This is a genomic window from Flavobacterium sp. ZB4R12 (assembly GCF_048276375.1).
GTDB classification, from domain to species: domain Bacteria; phylum Bacteroidota; class Bacteroidia; order Flavobacteriales; family Flavobacteriaceae; genus Flavobacterium; species Flavobacterium gawalongense.
On sequence record NZ_JBLNKS010000011.1, the window covers coordinates 36,170 to 59,496 of the forward strand.

Consider the following 23,327-nt stretch of genomic DNA (forward strand, 5'->3'; position numbering starts at 1 on the left):
GAAAAAGTCCCGTCACATTCTAAAAAACGAGACGGGACTTTTTTATTTTTATTGTGATTTCTATTCTAAAATAAAACTCACACTTACGTTAGATGTAATATTGATTTCTCCAACTGCAAGCGTTTCTCTCGGAGCTGTGGCATCACTAACTTCCATTGTTTTCATAGCAGCATATCGAATCGGTTGCGGATAATACGTTTGTGAATTATCAGAGATTGTCATGGCACGACCCACTTTTTGTCCTAAAACAGAAACATAATCCTCTGCTTTTAATTTAGCCTCTTTCATCGCTAATTTTCTAGCCTCTGATTGATATTGCTCTAATTTTGAAGATTGAAATATTACATTATCAATTCTGTTGATTCCTTCGTCTACCAATCCTTCCATCAATTCATCATATTTTGATAAATCTTTCAATAGAATTTCGATAGTTTGTGTAGCATTATAATTATGTTTCTTTTTTTCATAATCGTACTGTGGATTTAGAGAAACACGTTGGGTTTTATAATCCGCCGGATCTAAGTTCATTTTTTTTATAAACCTTAAAACCGCTTCCATCTTTTGGTCGTTTTGTTTTTTAACATCTTTCGCATTATTCCCTTTTGTTTCAATAGTAGCTGATATTGTCGCTTGATCCGGAACAACCTTTACTTTGCCTTCCCCGTTTACACTAATTTGAGGAACTTGTTTAATTTCTTGTGCATAAGACATAGTCATAAACATAATAGATAGAATTAGTAGTGCTTTTTTCATCTTAATACTTATTTAATTATTTTTTGTTGTAATTATCTTTCAAAAGTTGTGCCATTATAGTTTACCCATTTTTTCCATAACAAAAAGAATAACTATTGGAATGGCTAATAATACGACCATCAAAGTGTGATCCACCAATAATTGAGGCTCTTTGATAAGTGTAATCAAATAACCGCCAACAGCACCTCCAAAATGGGCTGTGTGACCAATATTATCATTCTTGGCTTTCATACCATAAATAGAATACAATAAATAAAGGATTCCAAAAATATATGCAGGCATTGGGATGATAAAGAAGATTCCCAACATCATGTCTGGCTGCAATAGTATTGCAGAATACAAAACTCCTGTTACCGCGCCCGATGCACCAACCGCTCTGTAATTATATTGATTTTTGTGAAAAATCATTGTCAATAAGCTTCCAAAAACTAAACTTCCAAAATAAACCAATCCAAACGAAAAATCGCCTAAATAACTAATTACTACAGGTGCAAAAAAATAAAAAGTCAACATATTAAAAATCAAATGGGTCATATCAGCATGAAGAAAACCAGAAGACACCATTCTTATATGTTCACCTGCTCGAATACTTCCAACATGAAATTCATATTTTCTAAAAAAGGAAAGATCATTAAAACCCTTGTAACTAATTAAAACATTTACAACAATTATTGCTATTAAAATGGTATTCATAAAGTCTGTTTATTGTGAATTGTAAATATAGTCATTCTCAAATGCCGACACAGTAAGTGGCCAAAATTTATATCGATGTTCATTTTTGACTTATATTTGCAAAAAAAAAAATCTGCATGCAATTTCTTATTTTTATTATAGCTTATCCGTTTCTTTGGATTGTTTCTATTCTTCCTTTTCACCTATTTTATTGGTTATCTGATGCAGTGTGTTTTATAGTTTATAACATAGTGGGCTACCGAAAGAAAACTGTTAGAGAAAATTTAGCTTTAGCATTACCTTATCTTAGTCCTGAAGAACGTCTTGTTATCGAAAAAAAGTCTTATCACCATTTATGTGATATGTTTCTGGAAATGATTAAAACCATGACCATATCTTCTGAAGAAATGAACAAGAGATTTGTAATAACAAATATTGATCTTATAAAAGAATATGAAAAAAAAGGAAAAAGTATTGTATTATTAGCCTCCCATTATGCAAGTTGGGAATGGTTGATAACACTTAATGATAAAACATCATTCCGAGGAATTGGAGTATATAAAAAAATAGCCAATAAATATTTTGATAAACTTATAAGAGATATTCGGTCAAAATATGATGCTGAATTAGTTGTAACCAGAGAAACTATTCCTTTAATAGCAAAAAATCAAAAAGAAGGAATTTTATGCATTTATGGATTAGCCAGTGATCAATCTCCAAAATTAGATAGAATATTTCATTGGGATACCTTCATGGGCGTTGAAGTTCCTGTACATACGGGAGCCGAAATGATTGCAAAAAAATACGATTTGTGTGTCGTTTTTATAAAAGTAAAAAAAGTAAAAAGAGGGTATTATGAAGCAACCTTCGTTCCTATCACCGATAATCCCAAATCCATCCCTGATTTTGAAATCACACATACTTTCATTCAGGAAGTTGAAAAGCAAATTCTCGAAGCTCCGGAATATTATTTTTGGACACATAAAAGATGGAAACACAGGAGGTAGTTCTCAGTACTCAGTTAACAGTATTCGGTTAAAAAAAATCACTTATCATAAACAATATTGTTTATGATAAGTGATTTTTTTTAATTCCTTTAAAACCTTAGCTTTTACAAAGAAAACCAATCTTTTACCAATTCATCTTCTAAAGGCTGCGCTTGTTTGTGTACAAACTCATTTGTTGATGGATTATAATTATAATCCAAAGCCCATATTTTATGGTTTTCCGCCAATGCTTTTATTCCATTACAAACAAATTCAATTTCGGCATTTGTGGTTGTAGGATGAATAGACATTCTGATCCAACCTGGTTTTCTGATTAAATCTCCCAGAGTAATTTCATCAATCAATTTATGAGAAGTTTCTTGATCCACGTGCAATAAAAAATGACCGTAAGTACCAGCACAACTGCAACCACCACGTGTTTGAATTCCGAATTTATCATTCAATAACTTAACCCCCAAATTGAAATGTAAGTCTTCAATAAAAAAAGAAATCACTCCTAACCTATCTCGATGCTGACCGGCAAGAATTTTAATATTTGGAATATTTCCAAGAGATTCGAAAACAAAATCAACGATTTCATGTTCCCTTTTCAAAATGTTTTCAATTCCCATTTGCTCCTTCAACTGAATCGCCAATGCCGTTTTTATCACCTGAAGAAAACCTGGTGTTCCACCATCTTCCCTGTCTTCAATATTATCAATGTATTTGTGTTCGCCCCAAGGATTCGTCCAACTTACCGTTCCTCCTCCTGGATTATCGGGAATCAAGTTTTGATACAATTTTTTATTAAAAACCAAAACACCCGAAGTTCCTGGTCCTCCAAGAAATTTGTGAGGTGAAAAGAAAATTGCATCCAGATAACTTTCCGAATCTTCCGGGTGCATATTTATTTTTACATACGGACCAGAACAGGCAAAATCTACAAAACAAAGACCTTTATTTTGATGCATAATTTTAGCAACCTCATGGTAAGGTGTTTGGATTCCGGTAACATTTGAACAAGAAGTGATTGAAGCGATTTTTAAACTTCTCTCTTTATATTTTTCTAATAAAAGTTCCAGATTTTCTATGCTAAACAATCCATCTTCACTTGACGGTATAACTTCAACATCAGCAATGGTTTCCAACCAAGAAGTCTGATTGGAATGATGTTCCATGTGCGAAATAAACACAATCGGTTTCTTTTCGGCAGGAATATTAATAAAATCTTTTAGGTTTTCCGGCACTTTTAATCCCAAAATTCGTTGGAATTTATTGACAACACCCGTCATTCCAGTCCCATCAGTAATTAAAACATCGTCGCTATTGGCATTTACATGATGTTTAATAATGTGTCTAGCCTGATGGTAAGCTTTGGTCATTGCTGTTCCAGAAACCGTAGTTTCAGTATGGGTATTGGCCACAAAAGGACCAAACTCATTCATCAACTTTTCCTCAATAGGACGATACAAACGACCACTTGCTGTCCAATCCGTATAAATAATTTGTTTTTTTCCGTAAGGTGATTGAAACTCTTGGTTAATTCCTATTATATTCTGACGGAACTTTTGGAAGTAAAGTTCTAATTGTGGTGGCGTTTCGATTGTAGTCATTGCAATTTAATTTGACTCAAAGATATTATTATTTTATGAAATTGAGAATTTAGCGGTTTGTTATTTCTGAGTGCCACTTGTTTTTTCTATGAATTTCCAATAATTTTTATTGCTATTGAGGTTTCCCGTAAAGTAATGCTAAACAAAGTAAATACTTTTGTAAAAAGAAATAGAAATATTTAACTATTTTAAATAAATTAATACCACATCACATCATGGATAATAGTAATAGTATCATTCTAGAAGAAAAATTACATTCCTTCTCTGAAGAAGAATTAACTCAATATATTTATAAAAATGTTGATTCTTTAACAACAATATCCTTTAGTGCCTTGAAAAAGGAAATCGCCATCAGAAAAGATTTGCCTAATGAAGTTAAAATGTTGATTGGAAATATTCAAGATTTAAGAAATCAAAATTTTATCAATGAGATATTCCCTTACCTCTATTCTAAAAATAAGAAAATAAAAACTGTTGAAGATTTGATTGCTGATTTGAAAAAAAATGAAATTTATGAACCTGATATTAATTCATTATTACGACAATTACCTAAAATTATTGAAATTAACACAGCCCAGTCTAATCCTGAAAATTCAATAAAAATATTTGGGTTACTATTCTGTATTGTTATCGCTATAGTATCCTTTAATCTTTTCACAACATCAAGTATAATTATTTTTTTAATAGCAATATTTACTGGACTTTACATCGCTTTTAACAGAAATGACTATTCTCGTATCAATAAATTAAAAATTAACATTGAATTCTATTTAGAGAGTATTAAAAACATTCCCAAAATAAAATCCGAACTATAAAAACATCAATGAAAAGCTTGGTAACTCATACATTATAAAAGTTTTCCTAAAACTACATGTCAAAAACAAAACCCTTTCAAAGTATTGCTCTCTGAAAGGGTTATTAATTAAAAAAGTGGGTTTATTCAGTTGACGCCTTTATTGTATTGCGTTCAAGTTTATAAATCAAAACCTATAGAAAATTGCCAAACTCTATTTTGTGCTTTTCCTTCATCATACAAATCACCTAAACCTAAATGGTAACGCACGCCTAAACTTATACCAGAATCTGTTTTAAAACCACCACCAAAGTTTAATCCCCAATCAAAACTATTAGGATCGTACTCTTGTGAACCACTAAAAAGTCCGTCATATTCTTCTTTATGCGAAACAGCCAATCCAATTTGTGGTCCTGCTTCCAAAAAGAAATTTTTAGAAGGATAGGCTTTAAGCATTATTGGTAAATTAATATAATTAAGCTTTTGGGTAAAAGTACCGTTGCTATTTGTAATTACATATCCTTGTTGAGAGTACATTAATTCAGGTTGAATAGAAAAGCTTTCGCTAATAAATGACTCGCCATAAACACCTACATGAAAACTATGTCGTTGTTCTGTTTCTCCATCACCATCAAAACTTACAGCTGCTAAATTATATCCTCCTTTTATCCCACCATTCGACTTATTGGTAGTATTCTCCTGTGCCTTTATTGTTGAGGTTAATCCAATGAATAAAGCTATTGTTAAAAATTTTGTCTTTGTCTGTTTCATATGTAGATAATATTTGTTTTTTATTGGAATATGGTATCGCCATTCTTCATTATTGTTTATCTCATTGATGCCATTTTATTTTGGTATTCGATGATTTTCAATTGTGATTTTGAATCATGGCGATTTCATATTATACTATTATTTAAATTAAATTTTATTTTCCTCCATTGGCACGAAGATCTGCAATACATTGTGCATCCAGTTGGGGTGCTGAACCTCCGGAAACCATATTTTCAATACCCTTTCCTGTTTCTGATGACCAATACATTAAGCAACTTTCTACATTGCAATGTTTTGGATGGGTTGTATCTTCATGATTACTTTGTAAAGCTGTTCCTAAATTGGTAAGTCCCAAAATATGACCTAATTCATGCGTAATGACTGTTGTTTCTAATAAACTTCTGTTGGGTTCAAATGGACTGTCACTCAATCCTTGAACTGTTTGCTCATAAATAACTAAAGAGGTATTTCTATAAGCTGTACCTAAAATAACTGATGTACTTGTGTCGCTTGATGATTTTCCATCTGAAAAAAAGACCCAAACTGCTATTTGATTCGATGTATTGTATTTTGTTCTGTTAGCATCTTCAATTGCTACAATTTCCTGATCGGTAAAAGTTGCTTTTCCTGGCGATGGAATTGCTCTTTTTACGATACTTATTCCATTGGGTTTATAAGTTCTTGTATCAAGAAAAGATACAAAATTGTTAATCGCTGTTGCTGATGGCTCAAATCCTACTACATAAACTACTTCAATAACCATACTCGTAAACTTTTTATCGGATAATAAATCGTTCGAAGAACTTCCGGTTGTTTGTTTATTAGTAACAGGATTTATAGTTTCACTATTATCAATAGCGTCATCTTTTGAACAGGATACTAATAGGAACAAACCTATTGTTAGTGCAGCAATTACTTTTTTCATTATGATTTTTTATATTATAAGTTTATTTTTAAAAGAACAGCTACTTAACATGATGTAGCTGTTCTTTTATAAAAAGCACCAACTAAGATCTAGCCTATATTTGTTTTAATACTAATGTAACTGCTGTATTAGTTCTACTTTGCAATGAGATTGTTGTAGCAGTAAAACTTGTTACTTTCCAATTATTATTCAATAAGTTAAAAGTAGCATTCCCCGAAAAATTTAGTTTTAGAAAAACATCTAATTCTGAGCTTACCGCATAAGTACCATTTACAGTTGTACTCAATAAATTTATGGCTGTTATTGATAAATTATTTGCAAAATCTATCGTAAAATCTTTATAGCTAGTTGCAGAATTAACTCCTGCGCTTACAAATGAATCCACCTTAAACTTTCCATTAACTAAAATAGTTTCTAATTTTTTTGAATTTTGAACTGCTTCTGCCATCGCTGCTTCTGTTTTTAGAGATGCAGTAATAGTTGATTGCAATTCAGCATCACTTGAAACCGTTATTTTCGTTCCATCACTAATCGTCACTGAAATGGGGTAGTTTACTGAAAATAATTCCGTGCTACTTACATTAGACATATACGTATATAATTGTTGTTCGGATGTAATGACAACACTTCCTGTTTGTTGTAAACTTAAATTATACGTTAAAATTGTAATTGGGAAGGTGATATTTACAGAAGAAATAGCATCTTGACCAGAAGTTTCTGCTGATGTACATGCATTAAGAATAGCATTATACTCGGTTTGATTATTAACGGTGGCCTCTGTATAATTACTTAATTTAACCTTTAAAGGAAATTGTAACACAACAGTATCTTGATCATTGTTAAACTGTCCAAAAATAGAAATAACTTGTTGGTAGTCTAATTGACTTAAAATAGAAACCTGAACTCCATTTACTTTAGCGGTAACTGGTAACAAAATTGAAGAACATGATGCTCCATCCAAGAAATCATCAAATGAACCATCATACATCGAAGTACGTTTTAGATTACTTGTTGTAGTTGAGTTAGCAGAATTTGTATTTGGATTTTCTCCTTGTACGTCATCAATTTCACTTTGGCATGATGTAAATCCTAAGATAGCCATCAATGCAATTCCAGTAATAATTTTTAATTTTTTCATAATTTTCAAATTTAATGTATTTTTATATTTGCAAGCGATGTTTTTAACGCCTTTCTGTTAGTAAGACAACTACCTTTCTTTTTACCCTCCTTAAATTTTAAAAAAAATATAAAATTTTACAAATAAATTCACAAAAACCTAAAAATCAATAAATTACTATTTAAAATAATTTTAAAAAAAAAGCAATTATAATTAACCCAACCGCTTTTTGAAAAAATAATTTACTTTTACAACCTACAAAAAATGAATTAATACTAAATGAGCGACGAAAACAGTAAACTTTGCGACGAAAATCACTTTAGAGATTTTTACCTAAAGCATGTGCAATCAGCAAATAATTTTGCTTATTACAAATGTGGTGATGACGAAGCCGCATTAGATTTAGTGCAAGATGCATTTACTAAAATTTGGGAAAATTGTTCCAAAATTGACTTTAGTAAAGTAAAAACCTATTTGTTCACAAGCATTAATAATTTATTTCTAAATAACATAAAGCATCAAAAAGTCGTATTAAGGTATGCTAAAGAAGCTCCTAATTTAGACACCAATAATCAAAGCCCCGAATATTTATTCGAAGAAGAAGAATTCAAACAAAAACTTACAAAAGCTATCGCATCATTAAGTGAAGTGCAGCGGGAAGTCTTTTTATTGAATCGAATAGATGGAAAAAAGTACAGAGAAATAGCTGACTTACTAGATATTTCTCAAAAAACCGTAGAAAAAAGAATGTCTGGAGCACTGCAACTATTAAAAGCCCAAATAGAGAATATATAATTAGTCCTTTAGCTGTAGGGTAATTTAAAAGTTAGTTGTCTTATAAACATAGAGATATAAAATGAAAAACGAAAAAGAGATATTAAAATGGTTAAATAATGAGCTTTCAAGCAAAGAAATTGAAGATTTAAAACAATCTGAAGATTTTGAAACACTTGAAAAAATTGCTCATTATGCATCACAATTGGAAACTCCAAAAGTAGATGCCCACGCTGCCTTAGAAGCTTTTAAGGCCCGAAACCATTCTAAAAAGAAAACAAAAGTTAGAACACTAAACTTTAAGACATTCTATAGAGTTGCTGCTGTTCTGGTTGTTTTGTTAACCTCAGCGTATTTTTTGTTTTATAATAACACCAAATCTTTTGAAACTCAAATAGCACAAACAAAAACGTTTACGCTACCGGATAATTCTGAAGTGATATTAAACTCGGCTTCAAAATTAACTTTTAATAAAAAAAAATGGTCTGATAAAAGAGATTTAACGTTAGAAGGAGAAGCTTTTTTTAAAGTAAAGAAAGGACAAACTTTTAGTGTAAATACAACTGCCGGAGTCGTTAAAGTTTTAGGAACGCAGTTTAATGTAAAAGAACGCAAAAACTATTTTGAAGTTAATTGTTATGAAGGTTTGGTAAGTGTGACTTACAACAATGAAACCGTTAAATTACCTCCTGGTAAAACATTCCGAGTTATAAATGGCACTATTGAAAATGTTGAAGATTTTAATACCAAAAATCCTTCGTGGATACAACAAGAATCGAGTTTTAACAGCATTCCATTAGATCAGGTTATAGCAGAACTGGAGCGTCAATATGATCTGAAAATTAAAGTAGAAGATGTAGATACTTCAAAGCTGTTTACAGGAAGTTTTACACATACTAATAAAGAAATAGCGCTTCAAGCTGTTACGATTCCGCTTAAATTAAGTTACAAAATTGAAGGTAAAACCGTTATATTTTACAACTATGATGTTAAATAGATGGCTGATTCCTCTGTTACTTTGCTTTGGAAGTATTTGTTATGGACAAAATACAGCTAAAAAAATACCTTTAACTGAGGTTATTGTTTCCATCGAAAAACAATTTAATATTAAGTTTTCGTATGCCGTTGAAGATGTAGCTGCTATTGTAATTACAAAACCAAATACTTCATTTACATTACAAGAAACAATAGATTATCTAAACTCGAAAACACTTTTAAATTTCAAAGCCTTAGATAATCGATATGTTACCGTTTCAGTGATAAACAAAACAATATCCGTTTGTGGAATTGTTTTATCCGACGAAAAAAAAATTCCTCTCATTGGCGCTTCAGTAGTTGTAGATAACATTGCAATAAGTTCAATTACGAATGAAAATGGTAAGTTCAATTTACAGAATGTGCCTATAAATGCAACACTAACAGTTTCCTATTTGGGTTTTCAATCCAGACAATTTTCAGCAAATGAGTTGTTTTCAACACAAAATAATTGCAAAGAAATTGTCCTTTCTACAAAAAATGAAGAATTGAATCAGGTTTTAATAAGTGTCTATTTAACTCCTGGATTACAAAAATATTTAGATGGAAGTACTGTTTTAAATACTAAAAAATTTGGGATTCTTCCCGGATTAATAGAACCAGATATTTTACAATCCATACAAGCACTTCCTGGCGTTGAAAGTACTAATGAAAGTATTGCTAATATCAATGTGCGTGGAGGAACTAACGATCAAAATTTAGTGATTTGGGATAATATTAAAATGTACCATTCCGGTCATTTCTTCGGATTAATATCTGCTTACAACCCCAATCTAACCAACAAAGTTATTGTTAGTAAAAATGGAACAAGTGCTGAATACAGTGATGGTGTTTCCAGTACTATAAACATGCATACTAAAGATGCTGTAACCAATACATTTTCTGGTGGCGGAGGAATTAACTTAATTAGTGCTGATGCATTTTTAGAAATCCCAATAACTAAAAAATTAGAACTTCATATTTCAGGACGTCGTTCTATTACCGATTTGTTTAAATCCCCTACCTACACCAAATATTTTGAGCGAAGTTTTCAAGATAGCGACATCAATGCGGATAGTGATAAAAATGATACCTCATCTGATTTTTACTTTTATGATTACACGGCCAAATTACTTTTTGATTTGAATGAAAAGCATCAATTTAGAGCCAACATTATTGGTATCAATAACGCTTTAGATTATTCGGAACGTTTAACCGTAAACTCAAATGAAACCGAATCTAAAACCAGCAATTTATCCCAAAAAAATATTGGTTATGGAGGAAATTGGAAAGCACAATGGAATCCCAAATTAAGTACAAACTTCGTTACTTACTTTTCCAGATACAACATTGACGCTACCGCTTACAGAGTGGAAACAGACCAGCGCTTAACGGAAGCTAATGAAGTTCTGGAAACAGGAGCAAAACTAAATACGTATTACAAAACTAATGATAACCTAAATTTCTTGTTTGGCTATCAATTTAATGAGACTGGAATGTTAAACCAAACTACCGTTAGTAATCCATTCTACTCCAGCACTAAAAAAGATGTTTTATTGAATCACGCCTTATTTTCTGAAGTTGAATACAATAAAAACAACACTTATTTGAGAGTTGGATTGCGTTTGAATTATTTCCAAAAATTTGAAAAATTTTTGGTGGAACCTAGAATAAACATTAGACAAAAATTATCAAATCAATTTGCTTTAAAATTAGAAGGCGAATTTAAGAATCAATCTACTACGCAAATTGTAGATTTTGAAGATGATTTTTTAGGCGTTGAAAAAAGGCGTTGGGTTTTAGTCACCGATAAAGACATACCCATTGCCACAAGTAAACAAGGGTCTTTTGGTGTAGAATTCAACCAAAATAAACTAAATATTGAGGTTACAAGTTTTTACAAAATTATAGATGGTATTACGGCTTCTAATCAGGGTTTTTATAACAGCTTTCAGTTTAATAATGCTAATGGAAGTTACACTGCTAAAGGTTTGGAATTTTTAGCCAATAAAACGGCTCATCAATATAGCGTTTGGATAAGTTACACTTTTAGTACAAACGACTATGAATTTAATACTTTTACCCCTTCTACATTTCCTAATAATGTAGATATAAGGCATTCAGTATCTTTAGGTTTTTATTACGATATATTTAAAAATCTAAAAATATCTGTAGGCGGTATTTGGAGAAATGGTCAACCCTACACAAAACCAATTGAAGGTAATGAAACGGTACAAAACGGGAATAATACTATGGTCAACTACGATTCTCCAAACAGTGAAAATCTAGATAATTTCATGCGTTTAGATGCTTCCTTAAATTACAATTTCAATCTGTCGCAATTTATTAAAGCTTCATTTACTGCCGGTGTAATTAATGCCACCAATCAAGATAATGTTATCAATCGTTATTACAAAGTGAACCCAAACGATTTGAATGATGCTGTTCAAGTAGATAACAAATCATTAGGCTTAACGCCAAATATAAGTTTCAGAGTGAATTTTTAATATTTCATCTTAATGTTTAGCTGATTTATAATTCTACCCTTTTAAAATGCTACACTCTGAAAGGGTTATTTATTAAAAAGAATATTGTTTTCTATATCCTTGCTGAAACTTTTAAATCTTCAATTATTCGCTAAACCAAATCATATACTTGTTGTTTTATAAGTGCTACAGTATAGATTCCACCTTTGATTTTATAAGTTATAATACTGTTTCGGCTGTAGTCATTATCAATTGATTCTGAGACAAATTCATTTTTTTGTTGAATTGAGAACACATTATTATAGTCAATTATGTTTGCTTTCACAGGAACATTTTACTTAACAATGTTTTAATAATGCTTTTTTTATTGGTCCCAAAAATAGTTAAAACTATGTACTTTAGTGCATTTCGCTTTAGCTTCTAAAAATGTTTTAGTCACGAATTGGACGAATTTTCGTAAATTAATTCGTGTTAATTTGCGTAATTTGTGGCTAATAAATAAGTGTTATAACCGTGCAGACTTTAAGTCTGCCAACCAAATCTATGGACTTTCAGTCCATAGTGGTTTAGTTAAAGCAATTAAATCATAAAAAATAACATATTTACTTACTAATCAATACCTTAAATATAAAATAATCGTATTTTTGTTTAGGTTTTTATTATCGAAAAACATTAGGTTTAAAATGTGTTTAACAGTATATGTAATCGATATTTTGCTTCCAAAAAACCTTCACTTTAGGTTCGTTATGCAAAATAGAATGACAAGGCAATTAAGCGCTGATGTCACGGGAAAATTTAAAAACTAGACAAAAATAAAAACTAGTCACAAGATTGTCTAGTGAGTTCTTGACTTCCGAAGCTGACACTATAACATTTAAAAGTGGAGACCAGAAGCCACTTAAAAAAACGGGGCGTCATCGAAAAGCCAAACGAGTAGAAGAATAAAAAAATAACAAAATGGAAAACATGAAAAAAGTAATGGTTCAATTTGACTTTCCTAACATGACGTCAAAACAATACGATCAGGTATGGCAAGATCTGCGTGCAGCAGGTCATGAAAATCCGAAAGGATTGATACATCATGTGAGTGCTCAGACTGATAAAGGTCTGAAAGTGGTGGATGTCTGGGAAAATGCAGATAAGTTTAATGAATTTGGACAAACGTTAATGCCTATTCTTGCTAAGAATGGGATTACGCCAACCCAACCAATTGTATCGCCGCTCCATTATGAATATTCCGGCAATCAAGTTCATTGAACTCCAATCAGACAGTTAAAGGCTAATGAGATGGACTGTCTCAGTTAAGACAGTTCATCTCTAATTATTAGAATTTGTATCGTCTAACAAAAATGCAAACCTATCCATAAGGTTTCCTTTGTATTTTTAGATTCTTTTCAAGATCAAAATTACAACATAGCGAATGGATAGACACAAGAACCATCGTAATTTCATTTGACCAGTTCTTGATCTCTAAGACGTTACGGAATCCCTCTTTTAAAATAAAACGATACCAAAAATAACAACGAAAATGAAAGTAAAACAAAAAATAGCTGTCTTGATATTATTGGGTACCTTCAGCGTAGTCACACAGGTTCAGGCTCAAGATATGAAAATGCCTGCCGACCATATCATGGTTATGCCCGATGACATTAAGTGGGCAGATGCTCCATCTTCTTTACCGCCTGGAGCAAAAGCAGCAGTGATAGATGGTGATCCAAAGGCAATAGGATTATTCACCATGCGCATTAAAATTCCGGCTAATTACATGATAATGCCACATACACATCCCGCCGACGAGCATGTAACTGTTCTTGAAGGATCTTTATATATGGGACTCGGGGAAAAATTTGATGAAAAAACAGCGAATAAAATTCCGAATGGGGGATTTGCAATGATGAAAACTGGTACTCGTCATTATGCCTTCACTAAGGAAGAATCTATCATTCAATTACATGGTATGGGGCCTTGGGGAATCATCTACGTTAACCCTGCCGATGACCCAAGGAATAAAAAATAATTTAATTTGCAAAAATGAACAAGCAATCATTTCTTAGAAAATAACTGTTTATTAAAAACAAAACCCTTTCAAAGGTGATACTCTGAAAGGGTCATTAATTTAAAAAATAGTCGCTTTAAATTCCAGCCACCGCTTTTATTTCATCAATAATCCGTAACGCCAATGTATCGGCTTTTTCTTGTGAAGCCGCTTCGGTATAAATACGAATAATCGGTTCCGTGTTCGATTTTCTTAAATGTACCCATTCGTTAGCAAAATCAATTTTCACACCATCAATAGTTGTAATCTCTTCGTTTTTATATTTTTCCGTCATGGCAACAAGAATGGCATCAACATCAATTTGAGGTGTTAATTCAATTTTGTTTTTGCTCATATAATATTCCGGATACGAAGCACGTAAAGCAGAAACTGTCATTTTTTTGTTTGCCAAATGCGTCAAAAATAAGGCTACTCCCACCAAACTATCGCGACCGTAATGCGATTCAGGATAAATGATTCCGCCATTACCTTCTCCGCCTATTACGGCATTATTCTTCTTCATCAATTCTACAACATTCACTTCACCTACTGCACTGGCTTCGTAGTTTCCGTTATGCTTGTTAGTCACATCACGTAATGCACGAGAAGAAGACATATTAGAAACTGTATTTCCTGTGGTTTTACTCAAAACATAATCGGCACAAGCCACTAATGTATATTCTTCCCCAAACATTTCTCCATCTTCGCAAATGAAAGCCAAACGATCTACATCTGGATCAACCACGATTCCTAAATGCGCTTTTTCTTTGACAACCAATTCTGAAATATCAGTCAAATGCTCTTTTAAAGGTTCCGGATTATGAGGAAAATGTCCGTTTGGTTCACAGTATAATTCTACCACTTCAACGCCCATTAATTCCAATAATCTTGGGATAATAATTCCTCCAGAAGAGTTTACGCCATCAACAACCACTTTAAATTTAGCCGCTTTTACTGCATCAATATCCACCAATGGTAAATTTAATACTTCATCAATATGAATATCCATGTACGCATCGTTAATCATAATGGCTCCTAAATCATCCACATCCGAGAAATCGAAAGCTTCCGCTTCAGCAATTTCAAGAATTTTAAGTCCTTCTGCACCATTCAGGAATTCTCCTTTTTCATTCAATAATTTCAAGGCATTCCATTGTTTTGGATTGTGCGAAGCAGTAAGGATAATTCCGCCTTCCGCTTTTTCAAGAGGAACAGCCACTTCAACAGTTGGCGTTGTCGAAAGCCCCAAATCAATCACGTCAATTCCTAAACCAATTAAAGTATTTACCACCAAATTTTGAATCATTGGTCCCGAAATACGGGCGTCACGACCTACAACAACCGTGATTTTTTCTTTTCCAATATATTTTTTCAACCAAGTTCCATACGCCGAAGCAAATTTAACTGCATCAACAGGTGTCAGATTATCACCTACTTTACCTCCTATTGTTCCACGAATTCCTGATATTGATTTTATTAAAGTCATTGATTATTATTTTAATTTTTGAATTATAAATTTTAATTTGCTCACAAATATAATAATTGACGGTTTATAAAAGTCATTTAGAATTCAAAATTCATCATTTAAATTCCTAAATTAGGCGAATGAATTTTTTAGCACACATCTATCTTTCCGGTGACAATGATTTAATCAAAATTGGCAATTTCATGGCCGATGGAATTCGTGGAAAACATTTTGAAAGTTATCCTTTAGAAATACAAAAAGGAATCATTCTGCATCGTGCCATTGACACTTTTACAGATGCACATCCCATTTTTAGACAAAGTACCAAACGCCTACATGAAAAATACCATCATTATGCGGGTGTAATTGTAGATGTTTTTTATGATCATTTTTTGGCTAAAAACTGGAGCACTTATTCTGATGAAAAACTTGACCATTTTGTAGAACGCTTTTACCAATCTTTACAGGATAACCATATTATTCTTTCGGAAAGAACCAAGGAAATAATGCCATACATGATAAAACAAAATTGGCTGGTGAGTTACCAAACAGTGGAAGGAATTAATCGAATTTTGACGCAAATGGATCAACGTACTAAAAACGAGTCTAAAATGCGGTTTGCTACCCATGAACTTTCAGAATTTTATCTGGAATTTGAAAAAGAGTTCACCAATTTCTTTCAAGAATTAATAATTTACTCAAATGATAAAATAATTACTTTATGAAAAAAATAATACTACTTCTTGCTTTTGCCGTTTTAGGTTGCAAATCGAATGAAAAAATAGTTGAACCAACAGGTTTAGTAACTCCTAAAGCCATGATTGTTTCGGCACGTGAAGAAGCTTCAAAAATAGGCGTAGAAATCATGAAAGAAGGCGGAAATGCCTTTGACGCGATGGTAGCGACAGAGTTGGCTCTGGCAGTTTCTTATCCACAAGCAGGAAATATTGGCGGTGGTGGCTTTATGGTCTTTAGAAAAGCCAATGGCGAAACAGGCGCTATAGATTATAGAGAAAAAGCGCCACTGGCTGCTACTAAAGATATGTTTCTGGATGAAAAAGGAAATGTAATAGAAGGTAAAAGTAGAGAAACAGCTTTGGCTTCGGGTATTCCGGGTACGATTGCAGGAATATTTGAAGTACACAAAAAATATGGTTCTTTACCAATAAGCGAAATTCTAAAACCTGTAATTGCCTTGGCAGAAAAAGGAGTTATAGTAACTAAATTTCAAGCCGAAAGCCTAGCTGCTTATAGAGCTTCTTTCATTAAAAGTAATGGGCCAAACAGCCTATTTTCAAAAGAATACAAAGAAAATGACACTATAAAATATCCAGCTTTGGCAGCAACACTAAAAAGAATTGCCAAAAACGGTCGAGATGAATTTTACAAAGGAGAAACAGCTCAAAAGTTAGTTATTTTTCTTGCTAAAAAAGGAGGAAATATGACATTTGAAGATTTAAATAAATACGATGCCAAATGGAGAACGCCAATAACATTTGAATATAAAGATTTAAAGATCATATCGATGTCTCCCCCGAGCAGTGGCGGTATTTGTTTGAATCAAATCATGGAAATGATTGAGCCTTTTAACCTTTCCGAAATGGGGCATAATAGTCCAAAAGCGATTCAGCTGATTACTGAAGCAGAAAGAAGAGCGTATGCCGACAGAAATTATTTCTTGGGAGATCCTGATTTTGTTAAACTTCCAATGAAAGAATTAGTCGACCCAACTTATTTAAAGAGCAGAATGAGTGATTTTTCATTCGACAAAGCATCAAAATCTTTGGATATTGCTAACGGAGAAATCAAAGGTTATGAAAGCAAACAAACTACTCATTATTCTATTGTTGATACCGACGGAAATGCCGTTTCGGCAACGACTACTTTAAATGATAATTATGGTTCTAAAATATATTGCGATGAATTGGGTTTCTTTTTGAATAATCAAATGGATGATTTTAGTGCCAAACCAGAAGTTCCAAACTTATATGGACTTACAGGAACTGAAGCCAATAGCATTGCTCCCGAAAAAAGAATGCTGAGCTCCATGTCTCCAACCATTGTAGAAAAAAACGGAAAACTTTTTATGGTTGTTGGAACACCTGGAGGTTCTACTATAATCACATCGGTTTTACAAACGATATTGAATGTGTATGAATTTGGCATGAGCATGCAAGAAGCTGTAAATGCACCCCGTTTTCATCATCAATGGTTACCAGATGAGATTACTTTTGAACCTAATTCATTCGATAAAGAATTATTAAAGAATTTAAAGAAAAAAGGATACTTGATCAATGAAAAAAACAAAGAAATAATTGGTGAAGTAGATGCAGTTTTAGTGTTACCAAATAGTAAGCTTGAAGGTGGCGCAGATAAAAGAGGTGACAATAAAGCCGTTGGTTTTTAAAAGTCTATTTGTTGTTTAATTTATACTATCCGAATGAAAAAAATTATTATTCTATTGAGTGTTTTTTGTGTTGGTTGTAAAACTCAAAGTGTTATGGTAAAGCCTACCGGGCTTGTTGTTGATAAAGCAATGGTAGTTTCGGCTCGTGAAGAAGCTTCAAAAATAGGTGTTGAAATCATGAATAAAGGAGGAAATGCTTTTGATGCAATGGTTGCAACTGAATTAGCTCTTGCTGTAGCCTATCCATACGCAGGAAATCTTGGTGGTGGTGGTTTTATGGTATATCGAAAAGCAAATGGCGAAACTGGAACTTTGGATTATCGCGAAAAAGCGCCATTGGCAGCCACAAAAGACATGTTTCTTGATGATAAAGGAAATGTTATTAAAGGAAAAAGTACAACTACAGCCCTCGCTATTGGAATACCGGGAACTATTGCAGGCGTATTTGAAGTACATAAAAAATTAGGATCCTTGCCTATCGAAGAAATATTGAAACCCGTAATTGAATTAGCGGAACGCGGAGTTATTGTTACTAATAAACAAGAAAAACGTCTGAATGAATACCGAAATGAACTTATAAAAATAAACGGAGTCAATTCACTACTGTCAACTGTTTTTAAAGAAAATGATACGATTAAATACCCTGCTCTGGCAGCCACATTAAGACGAATTTCTAAAAATGGCAGAGATGAATTTTACAAAGGAGAAACCGCAAAAATATTAGTCCAATACCTTCAGGAAAAAGGAGCTATAATTACTATGGAAGATTTGGCTAAATATGAAGCCAAATGGAGAACACCACTTACTTTTAAGTATAAAGATCTAAAAATTATTTCGATGCCACCACCTAGTAGTGGCGGAATATGTTTGGCTCAAATATTTAAAATGATTGCTCCTTACGATTTAGAAAAAATGGGACATAATTCATCCAAATCTATACAAGTTATTGTTGAAGCCGAAAGAAGAGCCTATGCAGACCGAAGTTATTTTCTGGGCGATCCTGATTTTGTAAAGATTCCACTTAAAGCATTAATGGCTGATGACTATTTAAAACAGAGAATGGCTAATTTTAATTTTGATAAAGCCACCCTTTCATCGGATATCAAAGAAGGGAATGTAAATTATAATGAAAGTACCGAAACTACACATTATTCTATTGTGGATCAATTTGGTAACGCAATTGCAGCCACAACAACGCTAAATGCAGGTTATGGTTCTAAATATTATTGTGATGCATTGGGCTTTTTCCTAAACAATGAAATGGACGATTTTAGCACTAAGCCTGGTGAGCCTAATATGTTTGGATTAGTAGGAAATGAAGCCAATAGTATTGCGCCTCAAAAAAGGATGTTAAGTTCTATGACGCCCACAATAGTGGAGAAAAACGAAAAATTATTTATGGTGGTTGGTTCGCCAGGGGGTTCTACGATAATCACATCGGTATTACAAACCATCTTAAATGTTTATGAATACAGTTTGAGCATGCAGGAAGCGGTAAATGCGCCACGTTTTCATCACCAATGGTTACCCGATTTAATTACTTTTGAACCCAATACATTCGACACTAAAACATTCGATATTTTAAAATCAAAAGGATATAAAATCAATGAAAAAACAACTCCCGTAATAGGAAAAGTAGATGCAATTTTGGTTCTGCCAAATCAAACTTTAGAAGGAGGAGCCGATTTTAGAGGAGATGATAAAGCCGTAGGATTTTAGCCCTTCGACTGCGCTCAGGATGACGACAAATTTAATATTTATGAATTTTATTACAGCATTAGAAAACGCTTTTGCAGCAAATAAAAATCCGGAAAATGCTTTTGCTATGGCAAAATACATGAAAAATAATTTTCCTTTTTTTGGAATTAAAACGGAGGAACGAAGACGCATTTTTGCAGCAATTTGGAAAGAAAATAAGCAAGAAGTTGCGGCAAACGCAAGACAAATTGCTTTATCATTATATTCAAAACAAGAACGCGAATTTCATTATTGCGCTATTGAAATTTTGATAAAAGAACTAAAAGGAAATTATAACCTTGAGGATATTCAACTGATTGAAAAACTGATACTCACTAATTCTTGGTGGGACAGTGTGGATACAATTGCAAAGTACATTTTAGGAGAATATTTATTAGAATTTCCATTGGAAACCAAAAACACATTAGAACGATTTTCAAAGTCAGAAAATATGTGGTTGAATAGAAGTGCTATTTTATTCCAATTGAATTACAAACAAAAAACAAATTCCGATTTTTTATTTTCTGAATGCTTAAAACAAGCGCATTCCAAGGAATTTTTTATTCAAAAAGCAATTGGCTGGGCCTTACGGGAATATGCAAAGCCAAATCCTGAAGCGGTGAAGCAATTTGTTGCTAACAATAATTTAAAACCATTAAGCAAAAAAGAAGCCTTGAAAAATATTTGTTGCCCTTAAAATAGTAGTAGTTTTGCACCCCTTTTAAAAAATTATAATGTTCAAAAAATATATATCCAAGTTAGAAACCGTAATTGCTTTAGCGCAATCCTTATTAACTCCAAAGCAGTTTATCTTTTTATCTGCTGTTTTAGTTGGAATTTCTGCAGCGTTTGCTGTAATTGTTTTAAAAACTTTTGCGCACTGGGTTTTTTCTTTTGCTACTTATGTTAGTGGAATTTTAAAATTGGGTTTCATCAATAGTATTTTGCCAATAATTGGTATTTTGCTTACCGTTTTTGTTGTCAAAAGAGTTTTGGGAGGAACAATCCAAAAAGGAACTTCACAAATTTTATATGCTGTTGCCAAAAAAGCGAGTATTATTCCCAAAAAACAAATGTATGCCCAAATCGTAACCAGTTCGCTAACAGTTGGATTAGGAGGTTCGGCAGGTTTAGAAAGTCCTATTGTAATTACCGGTGCAGCTTTTGGTTCCAATTATGCTCAAAAATATAAATTAAGTTATAAAGACCATACTTTATTGATTGGTTGTGGAGTAGCTGCAGGAATTGCCGCTGCTTTTAATGCTCCCATTGCAGGAGTATTGTTTGCCATTGAAGTTTTATTGGTTGATGTAAGTATTTCGGCATTTACTCCCATTATGATTGCAGCCGCGACAGGTGCATTAGTCTCTGTTATAGCTTTAGATGAGACCATTTTATTATCTTTTAAACAACAAGAGACTTTTAACTATCATAATATTCCTTTCTATCTTCTTTTAGGATTATTCACTGGATTTATTTCTGTTTATTATTCCAGAAATTTTGAAAGGGTAGAGCATTTTTTTGCTCGGCTAAAACTTAGTCCTTACAAGAAAGCACTGTTTGGTTCTTCCATTTTAGCCATTCTTATTTTTATTTTCCCAACACTTTTTGGAGAAGGTTATGAAAGTATTAAAACCTTATCTGAAAATAATCCTGGGCAATTACTTGAAAACACATTATTCAGCAGTTTCAGAAATAACAGTTGGGCACTTTTACTTTTTGTGGGTTGCACCATGATGATAAAGGTTTTTGCAACTGGAATAACCTTAAGTAGCGGGGGAAACGGGGGTAACTTTGCTCCTTCCCTATTTTTGGGTTCTTATGTTGGTTTTTTCTTTTCCAAATTTCTAAATCTAACAGGGATTACCAAATTACCTATAAGTAATTTTACAATGGTAGGAATGGCAGGAATTTTAAGTGGATTGTTTCATGCACCATTGACAGCCATTTTTCTAATAGCAGAAATTACGGGAGGTTACAACTTAATGATTCCTCTTATGATAGTTTCCTCTATCAGTTTTGCCATTTCAAAACGATTTGAAAAGCATTCTATGGACGTGAAAAATTTAGCCAAAAAAGGACATGCTTTTACCAGTAATAAAGACACGAATATACTTTCAACATTAGATACTAACGCCATCATTCAAACTGACTATTTAACTGTTTCTCCAGATGAAAATCTAGAGAAATTAGTTGATTTAATTTCACATTCAAATCAAGTTATTTTTGCTGTCGTAGATAAAGACAGAAAAATGATAGGAATCGTTCATTTTAATACCATTAGAGAAATTATTTTCAACCCTTATCGCGTGAAATATACTTTGATAAAAGAAGTTATGATTCCGCCAATAGAAATAATAGCACCCGAGGATACTATGGAAACTGTTATGAATAAATTTGAAAAGGCGAAAGTTGTTTTTCTACCAGTACTCAAAGATGAGAAATACTACGGTTTTATTTCTAAATCTATAGCGCTGGAAGCCTACAGAACCAAACTGAAATCAATGACAATAGAATAAATTATAATACTTCTTTTACATAAACTTCTAAAGTGTTCTATCGAAAGAATAAATCAAAATGGTAACTTTGCTTTTTTGCAAAAATTATGTTAGACAAAGACAATACCATTGAAGTTCAAGGCGCTCGCGTTCACAACTTAAAAAACATAGATATTTCCATTACACGGTAGAGATGATGCTTCGCAATGACTCTACTGTCAAAATTTAAAATAAATGCAAAATATAGAACCGCAACAATTTCAGTTTATATCCGAAATTAAAGATAAAGTAAGACAAGCACAATACGAGGCGTTAAAGGTGGTTAATATTCATCTCATCAATCTCTATTGGGAATTGGGTAAAGCCATATCAAATAAGCAAAAAGAGGGATGGGGAAAAGCTATAATAGTAACATTGTCTAATGAACTCAAGAAAGAATTTCCGAAAATATCAGGATTTTCAACATCAAACCTGTCTTATATGGTTCAGCTTTATAACGAATATCATTTAGACGCAAATCTCCAACCATTGGTTGGAGAAATTAGCTGGACAAAAAATCTTATTATCTTATCAAAATGCAAAGACAGTCAGGAACGTCAATTTTATATCCTATCTACCAAAAAATTTGGTTGGACAAAAGATGTCTTAATTAATCAAGTAGAAAATAAAACCTACGAGAAATACTTACTCAATCAAACTAATTTTGATGCTGTATTACCCGAAAAAATAAAAAAGCAAGCCTATTTAGCCATAAAAGATCATTACACCTTCGATTTTATGGAGCTCGCCGACGAGCATTCTGAATATGAACTAGAGCAAGCGTTGATTAAAAACATACGTCAATTTCTATTAGAAATAGGTTCCGATTTTACCTTTGTCGGCAACCAATACAAACTACAAGTAAACGATAAAGAATACCGAATTGATTTGTTGCTTTTTCATAGAAAACTACAAAGTTTAGTAGCCATTGATTTGAAAATTGGAGAGTTTGAACCTGAGCATAAAGGCAAAATGGAGTTTTATTTAAGTATCCTTAACGATACCGTAAAACTACCTCATGAAAATCCTGCTATTGGTATCATAATTTGCAAAAATAAAGACAGAACCGTTGTAGAGTATTCACTAAAAACTGCTTCTTTGCCCATTGGTGTAGCTACTTACAATACAAGTAGTTCCTTACCTGAAGCCTATAAATCTCTGCTGCCAGCTACCACCGAAATTGCACAAAAACTAAATCTTTTTTTAAACGATAAAAACGAATAAGGATTCACGGAATTTACA

At 32.6% G+C, this 23,327-nt stretch carries 21 protein-coding genes; 13 read left to right on the top strand and 8 right to left on the bottom strand.

Annotated features, from left to right (window positions below; all coding sequences use genetic code 11):
* Positions 1-60: 60 nt before the first annotated feature.
* On the bottom strand, positions 61-753 hold the full coding sequence (locus ACNO7W_RS09370) for an SIMPL domain-containing protein (protein WP_417937947.1): 693 nt from the start codon (positions 751-753) through the stop codon (positions 61-63).
* Positions 754-807: 54 nt separating this feature from the next.
* Positions 808-1,446: a rhomboid family intramembrane serine protease gene (locus ACNO7W_RS09375; RefSeq protein ID WP_143387398.1), complete on the bottom strand. Its 639-nt coding sequence runs from the start codon at positions 1,444-1,446 to the stop codon at positions 808-810.
* Positions 1,447-1,562: 116 nt separating this feature from the next.
* Here ACNO7W_RS09375 and ACNO7W_RS09380 point away from each other — a divergent pair, with 116 nt between their 5' ends.
* The gene (locus ACNO7W_RS09380) at positions 1,563-2,432 is read left to right on the top strand and encodes a lysophospholipid acyltransferase family protein (RefSeq protein WP_143387397.1); all 870 of its coding nucleotides are present in this window, start codon (positions 1,563-1,565) and stop codon (positions 2,430-2,432) included.
* Positions 2,433-2,536: 104 nt separating this feature from the next.
* Here the strand turns inward: ACNO7W_RS09380 and ACNO7W_RS09385 are convergent, their stop codons facing one another.
* Positions 2,537-4,024: an aminotransferase class V-fold PLP-dependent enzyme gene (locus ACNO7W_RS09385; RefSeq protein ID WP_143387396.1), complete on the bottom strand. Its 1,488-nt coding sequence runs from the start codon at positions 4,022-4,024 to the stop codon at positions 2,537-2,539.
* A 215-nt stretch (positions 4,025-4,239) separates the two neighbouring features.
* Between ACNO7W_RS09385 and ACNO7W_RS09390 the strand changes: the two genes are divergently transcribed.
* On the top strand, positions 4,240-4,839 hold the full coding sequence (locus tag ACNO7W_RS09390; RefSeq protein WP_143387395.1) for a hypothetical protein: 600 nt from the start codon (positions 4,240-4,242) through the stop codon (positions 4,837-4,839).
* Positions 4,840-4,997: 158 nt separating this feature from the next.
* Here ACNO7W_RS09390 and ACNO7W_RS09395 read toward each other — a convergent pair whose 3' ends face one another.
* The 3 genes from ACNO7W_RS09395 to ACNO7W_RS09405 form a co-directional block, all read right to left on the bottom strand.
* The gene (locus ACNO7W_RS09395; RefSeq protein ID WP_417937948.1) at positions 4,998-5,588 is read right to left on the bottom strand and encodes a porin family protein; all 591 of its coding nucleotides are present in this window, start codon (positions 5,586-5,588) and stop codon (positions 4,998-5,000) included.
* Positions 5,589-5,742: 154 nt separating this feature from the next.
* Entirely contained in the window at positions 5,743-6,513 is a 771-nt protein-coding gene (locus ACNO7W_RS09400; RefSeq protein WP_143387393.1) for a membrane metalloprotease, read from the bottom strand.
* Between the two features lie 94 nt (positions 6,514-6,607).
* Entirely contained in the window at positions 6,608-7,651 is a 1,044-nt protein-coding gene (locus ACNO7W_RS09405; protein ID WP_417937949.1) for a hypothetical protein, read from the bottom strand.
* A 258-nt stretch (positions 7,652-7,909) separates the two neighbouring features.
* Between ACNO7W_RS09405 and ACNO7W_RS09410 the strand changes: the two genes are divergently transcribed.
* The 3 genes from ACNO7W_RS09410 (at position 7,910) to ACNO7W_RS09420 (ending at position 11,925) form a co-directional block, all read left to right on the top strand.
* On the top strand, positions 7,910-8,425 hold the full coding sequence (locus ACNO7W_RS09410; protein ID WP_417937950.1) for an RNA polymerase sigma factor: 516 nt from the start codon (positions 7,910-7,912) through the stop codon (positions 8,423-8,425).
* Between the two features lie 61 nt (positions 8,426-8,486).
* Positions 8,487-9,401 (top strand): FecR family protein, encoded by a 915-nt coding sequence (locus tag ACNO7W_RS09415; RefSeq protein ID WP_417937951.1) that lies wholly within the window; start codon positions 8,487-8,489, stop codon positions 9,399-9,401.
* Complete coding sequence (locus ACNO7W_RS09420; protein ID WP_417937952.1) at positions 9,388-11,925, top strand: carboxypeptidase-like regulatory domain-containing protein; 2,538 nt, start codon at positions 9,388-9,390, stop codon at positions 11,923-11,925. The genes ACNO7W_RS09415 and ACNO7W_RS09420 overlap by 14 nt, the downstream gene beginning before the upstream one ends.
* Positions 11,926-12,055: 130 nt before the next feature.
* On the opposite strand, the gene ACNO7W_RS09425 is transcribed toward ACNO7W_RS09420, so the two are convergent.
* Positions 12,056-12,229, bottom strand: coding sequence for a hypothetical protein (locus ACNO7W_RS09425; RefSeq protein WP_417937953.1), 174 nt, complete (start codon positions 12,227-12,229; stop codon positions 12,056-12,058).
* Positions 12,230-12,861: 632 nt separating this feature from the next.
* Between ACNO7W_RS09425 and ACNO7W_RS09430 the strand changes: the two genes are divergently transcribed.
* Both ACNO7W_RS09430 and ACNO7W_RS09435 read left to right on the top strand, forming a co-directional pair.
* Entirely contained in the window at positions 12,862-13,161 is a 300-nt protein-coding gene (locus ACNO7W_RS09430; protein WP_143387388.1) for a hypothetical protein, read from the top strand.
* Between the two features lie 355 nt (positions 13,162-13,516).
* On the top strand, positions 13,517-13,921 hold the full coding sequence (locus ACNO7W_RS09435; protein WP_218043720.1) for a cupin domain-containing protein: 405 nt from the start codon (positions 13,517-13,519) through the stop codon (positions 13,919-13,921).
* Positions 13,922-14,036: 115 nt separating this feature from the next.
* Here ACNO7W_RS09435 and glmM read toward each other — a convergent pair whose 3' ends face one another.
* The gene (glmM, locus tag ACNO7W_RS09440; protein ID WP_417937954.1) at positions 14,037-15,425 is read right to left on the bottom strand and encodes a phosphoglucosamine mutase; all 1,389 of its coding nucleotides are present in this window, start codon (positions 15,423-15,425) and stop codon (positions 14,037-14,039) included.
* Between the two features lie 119 nt (positions 15,426-15,544).
* Here glmM and ACNO7W_RS09445 point away from each other — a divergent pair, with 119 nt between their 5' ends.
* From ACNO7W_RS09445 to ACNO7W_RS09470, 6 genes are all read left to right on the top strand, one after another.
* The gene (locus ACNO7W_RS09445) at positions 15,545-16,129 is read left to right on the top strand and encodes an ACP phosphodiesterase (protein ID WP_417937955.1); all 585 of its coding nucleotides are present in this window, start codon (positions 15,545-15,547) and stop codon (positions 16,127-16,129) included.
* Positions 16,126-17,811, top strand: a complete 1,686-nt coding sequence (ggt, locus tag ACNO7W_RS09450) for a gamma-glutamyltransferase (protein WP_417937956.1) — start codon at positions 16,126-16,128, stop codon at positions 17,809-17,811. The genes ACNO7W_RS09445 and ggt (ACNO7W_RS09450) overlap by 4 nt, the downstream gene beginning before the upstream one ends.
* Positions 17,812-17,844: 33 nt before the next feature.
* Positions 17,845-19,530, top strand: coding sequence for a gamma-glutamyltransferase (gene ggt / locus ACNO7W_RS09455; RefSeq protein ID WP_143387383.1), 1,686 nt, complete (start codon positions 17,845-17,847; stop codon positions 19,528-19,530).
* 40 nt (positions 19,531-19,570) lie between these two features.
* Entirely contained in the window at positions 19,571-20,245 is a 675-nt protein-coding gene (locus ACNO7W_RS09460) for a DNA alkylation repair protein (protein ID WP_417937957.1), read from the top strand.
* 37 nt (positions 20,246-20,282) lie between these two features.
* Positions 20,283-22,067: a chloride channel protein gene (locus tag ACNO7W_RS09465; RefSeq protein WP_417937958.1), complete on the top strand. Its 1,785-nt coding sequence runs from the start codon at positions 20,283-20,285 to the stop codon at positions 22,065-22,067.
* 213 nt (positions 22,068-22,280) lie between these two features.
* The gene (locus ACNO7W_RS09470) at positions 22,281-23,309 is read left to right on the top strand and encodes a PDDEXK nuclease domain-containing protein (protein WP_417937959.1); all 1,029 of its coding nucleotides are present in this window, start codon (positions 22,281-22,283) and stop codon (positions 23,307-23,309) included.
* Positions 23,310-23,327: the final 18 nt, after the last annotated feature.

Bases quoted from the DNA above. Each gene is read 5' to 3' on its own strand.
- ACNO7W_RS09415 (WP_417937951.1), top strand. From the start codon at position 8,487: ATGAAAAACGAAAAAGAGATATTAAAATGGTTAAATAATGAGCTTTCA.
- ACNO7W_RS09470 (WP_417937959.1), top strand. From the start codon at position 22,281: ATGCAAAATATAGAACCGCAACAATTTCAGTTTATATCCGAAATTAAA.
- ACNO7W_RS09385 (WP_143387396.1), bottom strand. From the start codon at position 4,024: ATGACTACAATCGAAACGCCACCACAATTAGAACTTTACTTCCAAAAG.
- ACNO7W_RS09410 (WP_417937950.1), top strand. From the start codon at position 7,910: ATGAGCGACGAAAACAGTAAACTTTGCGACGAAAATCACTTTAGAGAT.
- ACNO7W_RS09380 (WP_143387397.1), top strand. From the start codon at position 1,563: ATGCAATTTCTTATTTTTATTATAGCTTATCCGTTTCTTTGGATTGTT.
- ACNO7W_RS09405 (WP_417937949.1), bottom strand. From the start codon at position 7,651: ATGAAAAAATTAAAAATTATTACTGGAATTGCATTGATGGCTATCTTA.
- ACNO7W_RS09460 (WP_417937957.1), top strand. From the start codon at position 19,571: ATGAATTTTATTACAGCATTAGAAAACGCTTTTGCAGCAAATAAAAAT.
- ACNO7W_RS09465 (WP_417937958.1), top strand. From the start codon at position 20,283: ATGTTCAAAAAATATATATCCAAGTTAGAAACCGTAATTGCTTTAGCG.
- ACNO7W_RS09430 (WP_143387388.1), top strand. From the start codon at position 12,862: ATGGAAAACATGAAAAAAGTAATGGTTCAATTTGACTTTCCTAACATG.
- ACNO7W_RS09420 (WP_417937952.1), top strand. From the start codon at position 9,388: ATGATGTTAAATAGATGGCTGATTCCTCTGTTACTTTGCTTTGGAAGT.
- ACNO7W_RS09375 (WP_143387398.1), bottom strand. From the start codon at position 1,446: ATGAATACCATTTTAATAGCAATAATTGTTGTAAATGTTTTAATTAGT.
- ACNO7W_RS09370 (WP_417937947.1), bottom strand. From the start codon at position 753: ATGAAAAAAGCACTACTAATTCTATCTATTATGTTTATGACTATGTCT.
- ACNO7W_RS09445 (WP_417937955.1), top strand. From the start codon at position 15,545: ATGAATTTTTTAGCACACATCTATCTTTCCGGTGACAATGATTTAATC.
- ACNO7W_RS09390 (WP_143387395.1), top strand. From the start codon at position 4,240: ATGGATAATAGTAATAGTATCATTCTAGAAGAAAAATTACATTCCTTC.
- ACNO7W_RS09435 (WP_218043720.1), top strand. From the start codon at position 13,517: ATGCCTGCCGACCATATCATGGTTATGCCCGATGACATTAAGTGGGCA.
- glmM (WP_417937954.1), bottom strand. From the start codon at position 15,425: ATGACTTTAATAAAATCAATATCAGGAATTCGTGGAACAATAGGAGGT.
- ggt (WP_143387383.1), top strand. From the start codon at position 17,845: ATGAAAAAAATTATTATTCTATTGAGTGTTTTTTGTGTTGGTTGTAAA.
- ACNO7W_RS09395 (WP_417937948.1), bottom strand. From the start codon at position 5,588: ATGAAACAGACAAAGACAAAATTTTTAACAATAGCTTTATTCATTGGA.
- ggt (WP_417937956.1), top strand. From the start codon at position 16,126: ATGAAAAAAATAATACTACTTCTTGCTTTTGCCGTTTTAGGTTGCAAA.
- ACNO7W_RS09400 (WP_143387393.1), bottom strand. From the start codon at position 6,513: ATGAAAAAAGTAATTGCTGCACTAACAATAGGTTTGTTCCTATTAGTA.